This window comes from Actinobacillus genomosp. 1, assembly GCF_029774175.1.
Taxonomy (GTDB): Bacteria; Pseudomonadota; Gammaproteobacteria; order Enterobacterales; family Pasteurellaceae; genus Actinobacillus.
On record NZ_CP103834.1, the window covers coordinates 1828086 to 1842080 of the forward strand.

At 35.7% G+C, this 13995-nt stretch carries 12 protein-coding genes; 4 read left to right on the forward strand and 8 right to left on the reverse strand.

What is annotated here, in order from left to right:
* Window positions 1-226: 226 nt before the first annotated feature.
* The 6 genes from NYR63_RS08500 to NYR63_RS08525 form a co-directional block, all read right to left on the reverse strand.
* Entirely contained in the window at window positions 227-556 is a 330-nt protein-coding gene (locus NYR63_RS08500) for a hypothetical protein (RefSeq protein WP_279457130.1), read from the reverse strand.
* A gap of 273 nt (window positions 557-829) precedes the next feature.
* The gene (locus tag NYR63_RS08505; protein WP_279457131.1) at window positions 830-955 is read right to left on the reverse strand and encodes a hypothetical protein; all 126 of its coding nucleotides are present in this window, start codon (window positions 953-955) and stop codon (window positions 830-832) included.
* Window positions 956-973: 18 nt separating this feature from the next.
* Complete coding sequence (locus NYR63_RS08510; protein WP_279457132.1) at window positions 974-4390, reverse strand: CDP-glycerol glycerophosphotransferase family protein; 3417 nt, start codon at window positions 4388-4390, stop codon at window positions 974-976.
* Window positions 4387-5538, reverse strand: coding sequence for a hypothetical protein (locus NYR63_RS08515; RefSeq protein WP_279457133.1), 1152 nt, complete (start codon window positions 5536-5538; stop codon window positions 4387-4389). The genes NYR63_RS08510 and NYR63_RS08515 overlap by 4 nt, the downstream gene beginning before the upstream one ends.
* Window positions 5539-5551: 13 nt before the next feature.
* The gene (gene tagD / locus NYR63_RS08520) at window positions 5552-5980 is read right to left on the reverse strand and encodes a glycerol-3-phosphate cytidylyltransferase (protein WP_279457134.1); all 429 of its coding nucleotides are present in this window, start codon (window positions 5978-5980) and stop codon (window positions 5552-5554) included.
* Window positions 5981-6032: 52 nt separating this feature from the next.
* Window positions 6033-7175 (reverse strand): CDP-glycerol glycerophosphotransferase family protein, encoded by a 1143-nt coding sequence (locus tag NYR63_RS08525; RefSeq protein WP_347710366.1) that lies wholly within the window; start codon window positions 7173-7175, stop codon window positions 6033-6035.
* 177 nt (window positions 7176-7352) lie between these two features.
* On the opposite strand from NYR63_RS08525, the gene NYR63_RS08530 reads away from it, so the two are divergent.
* The 4 genes from NYR63_RS08530 to NYR63_RS08545 are packed head-to-tail and all read left to right on the forward strand — an operon-like array spanning window position 7353 to window position 11167.
* The gene (locus NYR63_RS08530) at window positions 7353-8540 is read left to right on the forward strand and encodes a polysaccharide export protein (RefSeq protein WP_279457136.1); all 1188 of its coding nucleotides are present in this window, start codon (window positions 7353-7355) and stop codon (window positions 8538-8540) included.
* A gap of 25 nt (window positions 8541-8565) precedes the next feature.
* Window positions 8566-9723, forward strand: a complete 1158-nt coding sequence (locus NYR63_RS08535; protein WP_279457137.1) for a capsule biosynthesis protein — start codon at window positions 8566-8568, stop codon at window positions 9721-9723.
* Window positions 9723-10520: an ABC transporter permease gene (locus NYR63_RS08540; protein ID WP_279457138.1), complete on the forward strand. Its 798-nt coding sequence runs from the start codon at window positions 9723-9725 to the stop codon at window positions 10518-10520. Before NYR63_RS08535 ends, NYR63_RS08540 begins: the two co-directional genes overlap by 1 nt.
* Window positions 10517-11167, forward strand: coding sequence for an ABC transporter ATP-binding protein (locus tag NYR63_RS08545; RefSeq protein ID WP_279457139.1), 651 nt, complete (start codon window positions 10517-10519; stop codon window positions 11165-11167). Before NYR63_RS08540 ends, NYR63_RS08545 begins: the two co-directional genes overlap by 4 nt.
* Window positions 11168-11372: 205 nt before the next feature.
* On the opposite strand, the gene modF is transcribed toward NYR63_RS08545, so the two are convergent.
* Window positions 11373-12845 (reverse strand): molybdate ABC transporter ATP-binding protein ModF, encoded by a 1473-nt coding sequence (modF, locus tag NYR63_RS08550; RefSeq protein ID WP_279457140.1) that lies wholly within the window; start codon window positions 12843-12845, stop codon window positions 11373-11375.
* Window positions 12846-12941: 96 nt separating this feature from the next.
* Complete coding sequence (gene fmt, locus NYR63_RS08555; protein ID WP_279457143.1) at window positions 12942-13892, reverse strand: methionyl-tRNA formyltransferase; 951 nt, start codon at window positions 13890-13892, stop codon at window positions 12942-12944.
* Window positions 13893-13995: the final 103 nt, after the last annotated feature.

Genomic DNA, 13995 nt, shown 5'->3' on the forward strand with positions numbered 1-13995 from the left:
TTACCTTAAAATGAAGTTAAAATTGTACTCTTTACATCAATGTCATATAACATGTTATTTAACATTGATGTTAAAAAATTTAATGTGTTTTCTTCTATATCTGTATATCCCTTAATTTTAGGGTTGTTAAAAATATAGGAACATATGCTAAGTTCTTTAATTAGAAGAATATCTACAATGTACTTAAAATGTTCAAAACTCTGAGAAGTAACTAATTTGATATGACTTAAGTCCTGCCTTTTTTTTCATCAAAAAGTTTTGCAAATTTATTTTGCTTATATTCCGGAAAAACATTATTTACAAAATGTAAATCATTAAATTTTTCAAGGTAGTGTTTATCTGATATTATAGGGTCTACAGCCAGTGTTTTTAACCCCATAGTTATTCCATGAAATAATGCTCCAGTAGCTCCTTTTGATGTTCCATATAATACGGTATGCTCATCAAGTGCAGAGCATTCTTTTTGGATCTTTTTGATAAGCTTAAAGACTTTATTTTCAAATTGAAGATCTGCATTACTATTTAGATAAAAACATACGTCTTTCAATTGAAGCATTAAAAGCTAAGTCCGCAATAGATGAAAAGACAACTAATAAGCGGTTTGTAGATGTATCTTTTTCTAATGGAGTATCTAGTGTATAAAACGTATCATTCCATACCTGTATATTTTTATTTTTAAAATTTGATAAAAATGAATCCCCGTTAATAAATTTAGTAAAGAGAGATACTCCGTTAGAATGAGCTGTCAAATAATATTTATTGTTTGACAAAGAAGAAATTATTTTCTTTGCTTCAATATTAGTTCGACCAACAGCTAAAAAATTATAATTTAATTTTCCTTTTCATCCTTACCAATAGTTGATTTATCAATATAAATTTCCTTTGCATTAAAATCTATATTTAGTTCTTCATATTTAGTATTATCGTTAAATTCAATTTTAAAAAAATCTAGCATTATTCATTCCTTATCTTTTTAATTTGCTAGTAATGAGTAAAACTTAGCCATGGCATTATTTTGATATTCATATGGGTCAAAATTGTCTTTACGACCACCTTTTTCCATATAAGCATTAATACCTTGAACTAATCCGTCTTTGTTGTTTTCTACTAACGTTCCATAATTCTCACCTAAAATACTGCGGTTACCTACAATATCAGTAGCAATAATAGGTGTTCCTAGTGTGAGGGATTCTAGTAGAACCATTGGTTGTCCCTCGTGGTTAGAAGATAGAATAAATACATCCGCTTGTTTTAAATAAGGGAATGGATTTTTCTTCTGTCCAAGAAGATATACACTATCTTCTAGTGAGAGATCTTTAATTTTATTAATTAAATCTTGTTTTAATACGCCATCGCCAAGAATAAATAATCTGATATTAGCGTGTATTTTTTTTGCTTCATAAAAGGCTTCGATTAGTTTTAATTGATCTTTTTCATGTGACATCCTGCCGATATTAATAAATTTTTTTCCTTTAAATTCGGAAAATTCCTTTTCTATTTCAATATCCTCATCTGCGCTAGATAGAATTTGTTGAATGTTGATCGGGTTATTACAGAAGGTAAATTTTTCTTTAGATATATTAAATTCTTTTGAAAGATTGAGTATGTTATTTTCCATGGTTTTTTCTGATACAGAAACAATCTGATCAAATAATGGGTAGCTGTTAAATACTCCTTCCAAGTATGGGAATCTTCCTTTCCACTCTTTATATTTATCATTGTGTTGATAAATAACGTGTTTTTTCGCATTAATTTGAGAAAATAATAATACCCAGAATAATGAATATCCTTCGAAATGAATAGCATTGTCAAATGAGGAATTGCCTAACAATCTACGAGCCTCTCGTTTATATACTTTTAGTAAAGTATTAGTAAACGATTCAGAATACATTTGATATGTTTCTTCAAACTTATTTCTTACCCATAATTCTTCTAAAGTCATAGGAGTTCTTCCTACTCTAGATAGAACAGTAATATGTGAAGGTAAACTATCAAATTCTACTAAGCGTTTTTGATCTTGAGATATATCTGCACCATTAATTAATAAAGTAATATTCTTTTCTGAATTTTTAATTGATGACATTAAGTTTAAAAATGAACGTGAAATTCCATTTGGTATAAATGGTCCTTCAAAGAATATATCTGATTTTTTGCGTTCATATTTATAAACACAAGAATCATCACGATCAAACATAAATTCAACCGTACGCTTAGTGGCTTTACCATCATCTAAATAAGAATATTTATTAATATCTTGTTCAGATACATTAGTTTTACCCGAAGCAATATTTTCTAAAATTGCGTTCTTAACATCTATAATTGTTGTACAAACCGTACCTGACATTTCCGTTGGTTTTAAATATAAACCTCGCTCAGCATCATATTCTTCATAGTCATAAATGTAACTAATTGCTGGTTTATTTAATGCTAAGAAATCATAAATAATGCTTGAATAATCAGTAATTAATAAATCACAGACCCCTAATAATTCATTGCTATCAATATCTTTCGGAGCAACAATTACATCTAAATCAATAGTTTCTAATAATTGTTCTACTAGATGATGTCCTCTAAAAATCAGATTATATTTATCTGATTTAAGTTTTCTTAAATCACTTTGTAATTTAGTTGTATCAAAATCTTTTGATTGAGATGTTCCTCGCCACGTTGGCGCATAGAATACAACGGGTTTAGTATTCGATAATCCCAATTTTTCTTTGATTTCTTCACGTCTTTTATCTGTTAAATTGAATGATAAATCAATTCTTGGATAACCTGTTTCAGCTAATTTCCCACTAAATAAGTCCTTAACATCATATTGCTCTAAAATAACATCAGTTGTATGACGATTAGGCGAAATAATATGTGTTGCTTGTAAAAAATTTCGGCTGACATTTGCGTGGTCCATAAATGGACTTTTAATATCTTTCCCTAATGTCTTCATTGGCGTACCATGCCAAGTATTTAAATAAACCTGACCTTCTTTTCTAATAAAATAATAAGGGAAGCTAACATTATTAATAAGGTATTTCGCTGTGCATAAATAACGTAAATATGCGTCTGAACCTCGTTTAATAAAGATAATATTTCTATTAAATTTAAGATTGTCAGGAATAACTGTTCCATCTTTAATTACAACTACATAAGTATAGTCATAATTATTTTCTAACATATAAGATAGAATTGCATACGGATTACAACTAATATTCCCACCAAAGAAACTTTCAATTAATACTAATTTCTCATCTAATTCTAAGGTTTCATAATATTCAGTATAGTATGAAAGAAATTCTTCTTCTTTATGTTTAATAACATCTTTCGGATTAACTGCATAAGCAAGTTTACGTCGTCTAGAGTTTTGGAAAGCAACCACAGATTGCTCATATTTTCCTAGTTTCTCTAACATTAAAGCTAAGCGATACCACCAATAATCATTGTAATTATCCGATCTCTTAACAGCCTCTTGGTAAAATTCAGCCGATTTCTCAAAATTCTCAGCTCTTTCATAGGCTTGTCCGCACTTAAAGCACCAATTTGCATTTATTACTTCTGACAATTCAATAGCTTTTTCAAAAGATTGAGCAGCTTCAGTCCAAATATACAATCGTTCATAAGCAATACCAATACGATAATATAAATGGGGATTTCTTGAGTTAGATTGAATTTGATATTGTAAATAAGCTGATAGAGCAACATCCCATAATCCACGTTTAGCATGTAAAGCCCCTATACCAAATTTAGATACATCATCTATTGGAAGGCTCATATCAATTACACTGGAGTAATAATGTTCAGCTTCTTCTAGTTTTCCTAGCCTTTCGAGGTTATACCCTATACTATATTTATAGTTACGATTAAGAGGATCAAAATGACTTGCTTTTTGGAAATATGAAAATGCTTGTTCATAATTCGCTAATTTCTCCGCTACAATTCCTAACTGATAAAATGCTCGTTCAGAATTTGGCTGCAGCTCAATATATTTTTCTAGTTGAAATTGTGCTAACCAATATTGTCTACTACCAATTAAAGATATTGCGTATTCCCAAATATATTCTGGGTTATTCGGATTTGCTTCTAACTTTTTCTTATTTTCAGAAACTTTAACTTTTGATGAATTATTCTTATATCGCTCAGTTGTCGCTAGTTGCTTTTTCCATGCTTCTTTTTCAGGAGCAAGCTCAACAGCTTTTTGAATAAAGTGATTTGCTTCATCCCATTTCTTATCTTTATATAAAGCCATACCATATCTAAAATTTAGATATGCATTTTGAGGCTGCTTTTCTAAAATTTTATTAAAAATTTTCTGCGATTTTTTATATTGTTTGTGCTTATATAAATATAGACCATGTAGTAGGCTTGGTACTGATGATAATTTTACATTATGTTTCATTTTTTAAATTCTCGTTGTTTAGCAACATAAATCTGCATTTCCGCTTCATTGATAACTTCCATATTTGGCGTATCAAATGCACTATCAAATTGAGTTTTTGGCGTACGCCAATCACCGTAATTTTCGGTTAGGTATAAATCGTAATTTTCAGGTATTAAATATTGTTGTCCGAGAAAATTTGTATATATCAAGTTGAATGGCGAGTTATGCCATTTTATTTTGACACCTGCGTGCCAATAATCATTAGATTCGCGATAATGGATAAACACATCAATTGCGATACCATTAACGTGTCTTAACATGACTAAATGATTTGTGCGGGTTGGTACTACGTAAAAATATCCCGATGTAGATAAACAGTTTACTAATTCTTCGTAAGAGTACTCATCCCAAACGCCGATATCAATATCTTTATCATGCCCTAATAATTTCCCTTCTCGAATACAACCTAGCAGCGTACCGCTAATCAGAAAGAAAGGTATTTTTTTGTGATCTAATACTTTTTTGAGATCCGCTAGTGCAATTGCCGCTAATTTATCATTATAAGCGGTTGTTTTTTTCTTCACTTTTGCTTGCTTTGGCAAAGGGTTGAGTTCTGTTAGTGCTAATGCCGTTTCTGTTAAACCAGCCCTTAATGCTGCATTTGTTCTTTGATGAATTAATAAATCAGATTTTAGGTGAGGTGTCGTTGTTCTTACTTTTTCAATATGCTGTTCTAAACGTTGAAAATCCGCAACAGTATTTACTAAGTTTGCCAGATATATCCAAACTTTTTTTCTTTTATTAAGTAAAGCGCATTGTTCTAATAATTGCCAAGCTTCTTCTTTACGTTTGCATTTAACGAGAATATCCGCATATAAAAAAACAACTTCGGGTATTTTTACAAAATTTGTGATTTTTTTGACCGCTTGTTCCGCTAAATCATATTCCCCACATAAGAAATAACTTTGTGCTAAAAAATAATGCCCGATATTAATGCCTTTATTGATCATTTTCTCAGCCAGTTTTCTTACTTGAGGATGATTCGCCTGTTCAAGAGCAGTAAGTAGGCTAAGCCCATACCAATATGTAGGCAAAAAATGAGGAGCATTACTTTCTCTCAAGACTCTCTGCAAAGTAAGTAAATGCTTTTTTAGGGTGTGAAACATCAAAAAATTACTCTTATTCGTGTTCGTGAATTTGTTTTTGTCCGGCTGCAAGGTCTTTCTTCGCAAGCATTTTTTTCACTTGAGTGGTTGAAATATCCGGAGTTCTAGGTAAATAAACTACTTCGCAATAATCTGCTAAGAAGTCAAATTTACCTTCCCAGTCATCGCCCATCACAAACACATCAATTGCGTTATTTTTAACATCATCGATTTTTTGTTCCCAGCTTGTTTCCGGAATCACTTCATCTACATAACGAATTGCTTTTAAGATATGTGCTCGTTCTTCATAAGAATAAGCGCATACTTTTCCTTTGCTTAAATTAAATTGATCGGTTGAAATAGCAACAGTAAGATGATCACCTAATGCTCTTGCTCTTTCTAATAAGCGAATATGCCCATGGTGTAACAAATCAAACGTACCATAGGTCAATACTTTTTTCATTCCTAACCCTCATATCGTTAAATAAAAGATATATAAAAGAAAATGTTGTAAGTTATTTTTTAATCAATTTTTTAGAAATCAGCCATATTTTACTGAAAGGTCGTTTTTTCTTTTTTTGTTGATTTATTCTTTCAATATTTAATAATTTCTCTGTTTGTCGTACATATAACTGTTGTTGTGATAATACATACTTACCTTCAGCGAGCCTTTGCAAATATTTTATAGCTTGCTTTGTTGCATCTTCATGATAAGCAAAAAGCTGTCGATATAATGCTTCATCTACTAATCTTTGCTCGATAAGAGCTTTATTAACGATATTAGCAACTTGTTTTGGTTCAAAGACTTCATATCCTAACTTTGAACGACACGCTACTTCCAAACTGAATTTGTCTAACTTTTGTTGATTTAATGATGGAATAGCAAGCAGTATCATCGGTTTTTTACAAAAAATAGCATCAAAGATTGCTCCGCTAAAATCAGAAATGACAGTATCAGCTATTGAAATAAGCGAAAGTAGCTCTTCGTTCTCATAGAAAAAATGTAAATTCGGATATAATTTCTCATAGTCTTGATACTTATTAGCTAATAAAATCGTATTATGGTGCAACTTGACTAGCACATTGTAATGTGAGGATAATTTTTCAATTTCTTCTATATATACTGTAAAGCTAGATAGGTCCCCCCAGCTTGGTGCATATAAAATCGTTTTTTTCTTTGTATCTAATATTTTTCTATATTTTTCTTTTGCTTTCTGATGAAAAAATGACTGACTCCATAAATCATATCTAGGACAACCGGTTATTTCAGTTGGAGAGAAATAGGAAATTCGTTCATAAGCATAATGTCCATAAACTAAATTTAGATCTGCCAATGCTCTCCAAGTACCGTAGTTATATGGTTCTTTAGCATACCCATATTGCAGCAATGCAATTTTTGTATAATTGAACAAATACAGTTGTTCAAAGGCAGTTTGAGCGACTAAAACATCAAAATTTCCATCAATTTTTGCATGAACATCCGCAGAACTGATATAAGCAATATGGTTGCTTATATCCCTTAAAATATCCTTACAAATTGGTACACTACGCTTTCGTTTCTCGATAATTAATAGCGCATTTGGTAAAGCTTGTAATAAAGGCTTGAAATGTAAAACTTGAAAAGTATTCCAAGCGATAAATGCTATTTTCATCAACATTTATACCTAATTATATTTATTAAAATAATGTCTATTGTTTATAGAAAAGTAATATCTTAGGTTATCGTGTTAAAAGACAGGATGTTATACTATAATCAATAATTATAGTATTGTATCTATAATTTTTTATAGTCTATACTCATTTTACACACCTTTTCAATAGAGTCTTTTTACAAGATGAAAACAAAAAAATATAATTCAATCATAAGGTTAGCTTTAGCAACTTTATTAAGTTCTGCTTGCTCAAGCCTTCCGACTTCAGGCCCTAGCCATAGTGCGATCTTAGAGGCTAATTCACAAAGTTCGGATAAACCCTTACCGGAAGTAAATGTGGTGGAACTGGATAACGGTTTAGTTCAACAGCTGTATCAAACTCAGCAAAGCCAACAATTTTCCGGATTTTTAGGCACAGTAGGCAGCGCGGGCTATGCCGGTGCAGTCAATGTGGGTGATGTACTTGAAATTTCAATTTGGGAAGCGCCGCCGGCAGTATTATTTGGCGGTACATTTAGTTCCGAAGGACAAGGTAGCGGGCATTTAACGCAATTACCGGCACAAATGGTTAATCAAAACGGGACGGTAACCGTGCCGTTTGTGGGAAATATTCGTGTCTCAGGTAAAACACCTGAAACGATTCAGTCTCAAATTGTTGGGGCATTGCAGCGTAAAGCGAATCAGCCGCAAGCATTAGTCAAAATTGCGAATAATAACTCTGCTGATGTTACGGTTATTCGCCAAGGCAATAGTATTCGTATGCCACTAACCGCTAATAATGAACGTGTATTAGATGCGGTTGCTGCAGTAGGCGGAACAACGGAAAACATTGAAGATGTGACGGTCAAGCTAACCCGTGGTTCTGAAGTAAAAACACTCGCATTCGAAACGTTAATTTCCGATCCGGCGCAAAATATTATGTTACGTGCTGGCGATGTTGTTTCACTGCTAAACACACCTTATAGCTTTACCGGTTTAGGTGCCGTAGGCAATAACCAGCAAATGAAATTCTCAAGTAAAGGTCTTACGCTTGCCGAAGCTATCGGTAAGATGGGCGGTTTAATCGATACTCGTTCAGATCCGAGAGGGGTATTCGTCTTCCGTCATGTGCCTTTTTCTCAATTGAGTTTAGATCAGCAAACGCAATGGGGAGCGAAAGGCTATGGTATGGGTATGGATATACCGACGGTTTATCGTGTGAATTTACTTGAGCCGCAATCACTATTTTTATTACAACGCTTCCCGATGCAAGATAAAGATATTGTCTATGTATCAAATGCACCGTTGTCTGAATTCCAAAAATTCTTGAGAATGATTTTCTCGATTACTTCGCCGGTTACAAGTACGACTAATGCTGTTCGTGCCTATTAATATATTGAATTTATAAGGATAAAAGATGGAAACAACTATTACGGCAAGTCCGACAGAAAAACTACAAAAACCGGTTAAACAGAAAAAAAGTTGGTTAAAAAAGCTTAATCCGTTATTTTGGGTAACTGTAGCGATTCCGACGGTATTATCAGCCTTTTATTTCGGTTCTGTTGCTTCCGATATTTATATTTCGGAATCAAGCTTCGTTGTCAGATCTCCTAAAAATCAGACCGCTTTAACCGGTGTCGGGGCCTTATTACAAGGTTCCGGATTTTCTCGTGCTCAAGACGATACTTATACTGTACAAGAATATATGCATTCTCGTACGGCATTAGAACAGTTAATGAAAGACTTGCCAATACGTGAATACTATGAGAATCAAGGCGATATTATCGCTCGCTTTAATGGATTTGATTTAAATAATAGTAAAGAGGCGTTTTACAAATATTTCCGAGATCGCTTAAGTGTTGATTTCGATTCTGTATCCGGTATTGCCAGCTTACGTATTCGTGCTTTTAATGCGGAAGAGGGACAACAAATTAATCAAAAATTACTTGCTGAAGGTGAAACACTCATCAATCGTTTAAATGAACGAGCAAGAAAAGATACCATTTCATTTGCGGAACAAGCGGTTAAGGAAGCGGAAAATAATGTAAACGCAACGGCAAGCGACTTAAGTAAATACCGTATCAAAAATAAAATCTTTGATTTACCGGCACAATCCGGTGTACAACTTTCATTAATTTCCAGCCTAAAAAGCGAATTGATTCGTGTAGAAACACAATTGGCTCAATTGCAATCTATTACACCGGACAACCCACAAGTTGATGCATTGCTTATGCGCCAAAAAAGTTTACGTAAGGAAATCGATGAGCAATCAAAACAGCTTTCCAGTAACAGTAATAGCTCTATTGCTATTCAAACTGCCGATTACCAACGCTTAGTACTTGCAAACGAGCTGGCACAGCAACAATTGACCGCAGCATTAACCTCGTTACAAAATACGAAAAATGAAGCAGATCGCCAGCAACTTTATTTAGAAGTAATCAGTCAGCCAAGCAAACCGGACTGGGCGGAAGAGCCTTATCGCTTATATAATATTTTAGCGACATTCTTTATCGGACTGATGCTGTACGGCGTATTAAGCTTATTAATTGCAAGCGTAAGAGAGCACAAAAACTAATGCAATATGGTGATCAAACAACTTTCCGCCAATCTCTCGCCATTCAAGGAAGAGTAATCGGTGCGTTACTCATGCGGGAAATTATTACGCGTTACGGACGAAAAAACTTGGGTTTTTTGTGGCTGTTTGTTGAGCCGCTATTACTCACTTTATTTATCGTTTTGATGTGGAAATTTATCCGAGCGGATCGCGTTTCCGATTTAAATATTATTGCTTTTGTGATTACCGGTTACCCAATGGCAATGATGTGGCGTAATGCATCAAACCGCACTATCGGTGCAATTTCCGGTAACTTGAGTCTTCTTTATCATCGTAATGTTCGCGTATTAGATACCTTACTGGCTCGTGTCATACTTGAGGTAGCGGGTGCAACGATTGCCCAAATCATTATTATGGCATTAGTCATTTTATTAGGCTGGATAGAAATACCGAAAGATACGTTTTATATGGTTATGGCCTGGGTATTAATGGCATTTTTTGCATTAGGATTAGGCTTGATTATTTGTTCTATTGCACAAAAATTTGAAGCATTTGGCAAAATCTGGGGAACATTAAGCTTTGTTCTTTTACCTCTTTCAGGCGCATTTTTCTTTGTGCATGCGCTACCAAGCCAAGCTCAACAATATGCAACCTTAATACCGATGATTCACGGCACGGAAATGTTTCGTCACGGTTATTTTGGCGACAGTGTTATCACATATGAAAGTATAAGTTATCTCGTCATATGTGATGTAGCCATGTTACTTTTTGGGCTCATTATGGTAAAAAACTTCAGTAAAGGAATCGAACCGCAATGATTAGAGTAAAAAATGTGAGTAAAGATTACTATACTCGAAGCGGTAAAAAAACCGTATTGCAAGATATTAATTTTGAGCTGAAAAAAGGCGAGAAAATCGGTATTTTAGGGCGTAACGGTGCGGGTAAATCAACGCTAATCCGTTTGTTAAGTGGTGTTGAGCCACCAACATCAGGTACTATCGAACGTAATATGTCGATATCTTGGCCGCTCGCTTTCAGCGGGGCGTTTCAAGGCAGTTTAACCGGTATGGATAATTTACGCTTTATTTGCCGTATCTATAATGCGGATATTGAATACGTTAAAGCGTTTACCGAGGAATTTTCTGAATTGGGTGATTATTTATATGAGCCGGTTAAGAAATATTCCTCCGGTATGAAAGCCCGACTTGCCTTTGCTTTGTCGCTTTCGGTAGAGTTTGATTGCTACTTAATTGATGAAGTGATTGCGGTGGGCGATTCTCGCTTTGCGGCAAAATGTAAGCATGAATTATTTGAAAAACGTAAAGATCGTTCGATTATTTTGGTTTCGCATAGCCCGTCTGCAATGAAGTCTTATTGCGATAATGCAATGGTATTAGATAAAGGGATTATGTATAAATTTGAGAATATAGACGAGGCTTACAAGTTCTATAACTCAACGCTTTAATAGCCCACGCACGGGCCGTACGTGGTTATGATCAGCCTTCGGCTGAGAGAGCTACGCTGTGGCTCTAAATTTCTCTTCGATAGCACTCTACAATGGCACTCGTCTTTGTAGAGTGCCTTTATTTTTATCCTATATCAAATCCAGCCCCCATCAGGAGGAGACTGGTGCTATCTTCCGTGTAATCCGTGTTTTCCGTGGTTAAATCTCAGGTGTTTTCTATTTGATTCAAAGCCGTCTGTACATAACGATAACCACCATTCTCTTGCGGGACAAATTCAAATAAATGGGTGATGCAATTTGGGGCATCCGCATCTTGGTGCGAAACAAATAGCAACTGGGTTTGACTATTAGTCACAAGCTGTTCGATAAACTGTTTAACCAATTTGCGGTTTACACCGTCCAAGCCTTGCAGAGGTTCGTCTAAAATCAGAATCGGCGGATGTTTTACCATGGCACGAGTAATCAATAATAAACGTTGTTGTCCCCACGAAAGTGAACGGAACGTTTTTTTCGCCAGACTGGCTAAATGTAAGCGTTCTAACCATTCCATTGCTTTGAGCTGTAAGGCATTCGGTACTTGTTGATAAACGCCGATTGAATCAAAAAAACCGGATAAAATCACGTCTAACGCCGAACAATTCACCCGATAATCCATATGTAATTGACTACTTACATAGCCGATATTTTTCTTAATATCCCAAATCGTTTCGCCGGAGCCACGCTGACGACCGAATAAATGTACGTAATTAGCATAAGATTGCGGATGGTCACCGGTAATAATCGAAAGCAAGGTCGATTTCCCTGCTCCGTTCGGGCCTTTAATCCACCAATGTTGTTTTGGGGCAACCGTCCAAGTTAGATCATCAATAATAGTTTTTTCGCCGTAACGAATCATCACGTTTTTCAGTTCGAACGGATTGGTATTCGGTGGGAGTTGAATCAGCGGTGCGGCACTGTCCGGCAACGGTGCATTCACATTCTGTTCTGCAAATTTTAGCTGAGAATAGACCGCTTGTTGCTCAATCGCTTGGCGTTCGCCTTGCAAAATTAATTGTAGATTATCCAATAAAGCGATATGCGTAGCACAGTCGGGAATATCGTTAAAGCGGTTAGAAATCAGAACCACCGCCATTTGCTTGCCGAGTTGCGCCATAACGTCTTGCCAATAAGCGACCGAGGCTTGGTCTAACCCTTCGAAAGGCTCATCTAGAATCAATAAATCCGGTTCACTAACCAACATTTGGCAAAATAACACTTTGCGGCTTTCGCCGGTGGAGAGCTGAATAAACGGGCGATCTAATAACGGCTGGATACGTAACTTCGCAGCATATTCTTCGCATAATTGCGTTTTTTCGCTACTGTTTAAGATAATTTGACGTGCTGTTAAACCGAAATCATCCGGTGAAATCATATCGTTGTTACGGTGTTTAAAGATTTGCTCGATGATTTTTTGTTGCTGCTCGAAGGAAAGTAAAGCGATATGTTGGAAGCTGTTTTGATATTCGCCAGAATATAACGAAAGTGAGTTGTGTAGTGCTTGGGCGAAGGCGGTTTTACCCGAGCCGTTACCGCCGACAATTACCCAAAAATCGTGAGTATTGATTTCCAGTGATTCAATCGACAGTTTATTGTGTTGAGCAAGGGAAAATAAGGCGTTATGGATGTTGATGTTTGGCATATTGCGTTCCTGTTATGACAGAAAACACAACGCTAATGGAATAATTATGCTAAGTGTGTGCGTTATGTTTTCCGGTATCAGAGAGTTTTTATATTTTTAGAGTTGTTTGCCTACTGCAAACCAATCGGCACGTCCGTTAAGGAAGTCTTGCACGGACATTGGTTTTTTACCGGAAGGTTGTAATTGAGTGATATTTAACACACCGTCTTGCGTTGCAATTTGAATACCGTTTTTATCCGCTTGTAATACTGTACCGGCAACCTTAGCTTGATGCGGTAACACATTCGCTTGATACACTTTCACACTTTGTTCTACGCCGTCCACCTCTAACGTGAGGAAGCTAATCGGCCATGGGTTAAACGCTCGAATATTGCGTTCCAGCTGACAAGCGGTCAAATTCCAGTCTAATTTTGCTTCTTCTTTTGAAAGTTTTTCCGCATAGTTGGACAGCGCTTCATCTTGTTTTTCCGCTTTAAATGCTTGGCTTTCTAAACCGTCTAATACCTCTAATAACGCCGGCGGCGCAAGTTCGGCTAACTTGGCATATAACGAAGCGGAGGTTTCGTCTGCGGCAATCGGTGTAGTAACTTTGTGTAACATATCGCCGGTATCTAGGCCGATATCCATTTGCATAATGGTCACGCCGGTTTCCTGATCGCCCGCCCAAATCGAGCGTTGAATCGGTGCCGCTCCACGCCAGCGTGGTAACAGCGAACCATGCACATTTAAACAACCGTATTTCGGCGCATTCAGTACCGCTTCCGGTAAGATTAAACCGTAAGCCACTACGACCATCACATCGGCATTCAGTGCTTTTAATTCCGCTTGTGCGTCTTCTTTACGTAGGGATTTTGGTTGATATACCGGAATGTTATGTTGTTCGGCTAATTGTTTAACCGGGCTGGCTTGCAGTTTTTTACCTCTGCCAGCAGGTTTGTCCGGTTGGGTATAAACCGCAATCACATTATGTTCTGAATCTAATAACGCTTGTAAGTGTTGTGCGGCAAAATCAGGTGTGCCGGCAAAAATAATATTAAGTTTTGACATAATTTTTCGTTGATAAGTGAATGGATAACGGAATTGTAACAGAAGAAATACAGCAACTGTGTTTCGTACTAAACATTTTTAACCACGGAATGCGCAGATTGCA

Bases quoted from the DNA above. Each gene is read 5' to 3' on its own strand.
- NYR63_RS08500 (WP_279457130.1), bottom strand. From the start codon at position 556: ATGCTTCAATTGAAAGACGTATGTTTTTATCTAAATAGTAATGCAGAT.
- NYR63_RS08505 (WP_279457131.1), bottom strand. From the start codon at position 955: ATGCTAGATTTTTTTAAAATTGAATTTAACGATAATACTAAATATGAA.
- NYR63_RS08510 (WP_279457132.1), bottom strand. From the start codon at position 4,390: ATGAAACATAATGTAAAATTATCATCAGTACCAAGCCTACTACATGGT.
- NYR63_RS08515 (WP_279457133.1), bottom strand. From the start codon at position 5,538: ATGTTTCACACCCTAAAAAAGCATTTACTTACTTTGCAGAGAGTCTTG.
- tagD (WP_279457134.1), bottom strand. From the start codon at position 5,980: ATGAAAAAAGTATTGACCTATGGTACGTTTGATTTGTTACACCATGGG.
- NYR63_RS08525 (WP_347710366.1), bottom strand. From the start codon at position 7,175: ATGTTGATGAAAATAGCATTTATCGCTTGGAATACTTTTCAAGTTTTA.
- NYR63_RS08530 (WP_279457136.1), top strand. From the start codon at position 7,353: ATGAAAACAAAAAAATATAATTCAATCATAAGGTTAGCTTTAGCAACT.
- NYR63_RS08535 (WP_279457137.1), top strand. From the start codon at position 8,566: ATGGAAACAACTATTACGGCAAGTCCGACAGAAAAACTACAAAAACCG.
- NYR63_RS08540 (WP_279457138.1), top strand. From the start codon at position 9,723: ATGCAATATGGTGATCAAACAACTTTCCGCCAATCTCTCGCCATTCAA.
- NYR63_RS08545 (WP_279457139.1), top strand. From the start codon at position 10,517: ATGATTAGAGTAAAAAATGTGAGTAAAGATTACTATACTCGAAGCGGT.
- modF (WP_279457140.1), bottom strand. From the start codon at position 12,845: ATGCCAAACATCAACATCCATAACGCCTTATTTTCCCTTGCTCAACAC.
- fmt (WP_279457143.1), bottom strand. From the start codon at position 13,892: ATGTCAAAACTTAATATTATTTTTGCCGGCACACCTGATTTTGCCGCA.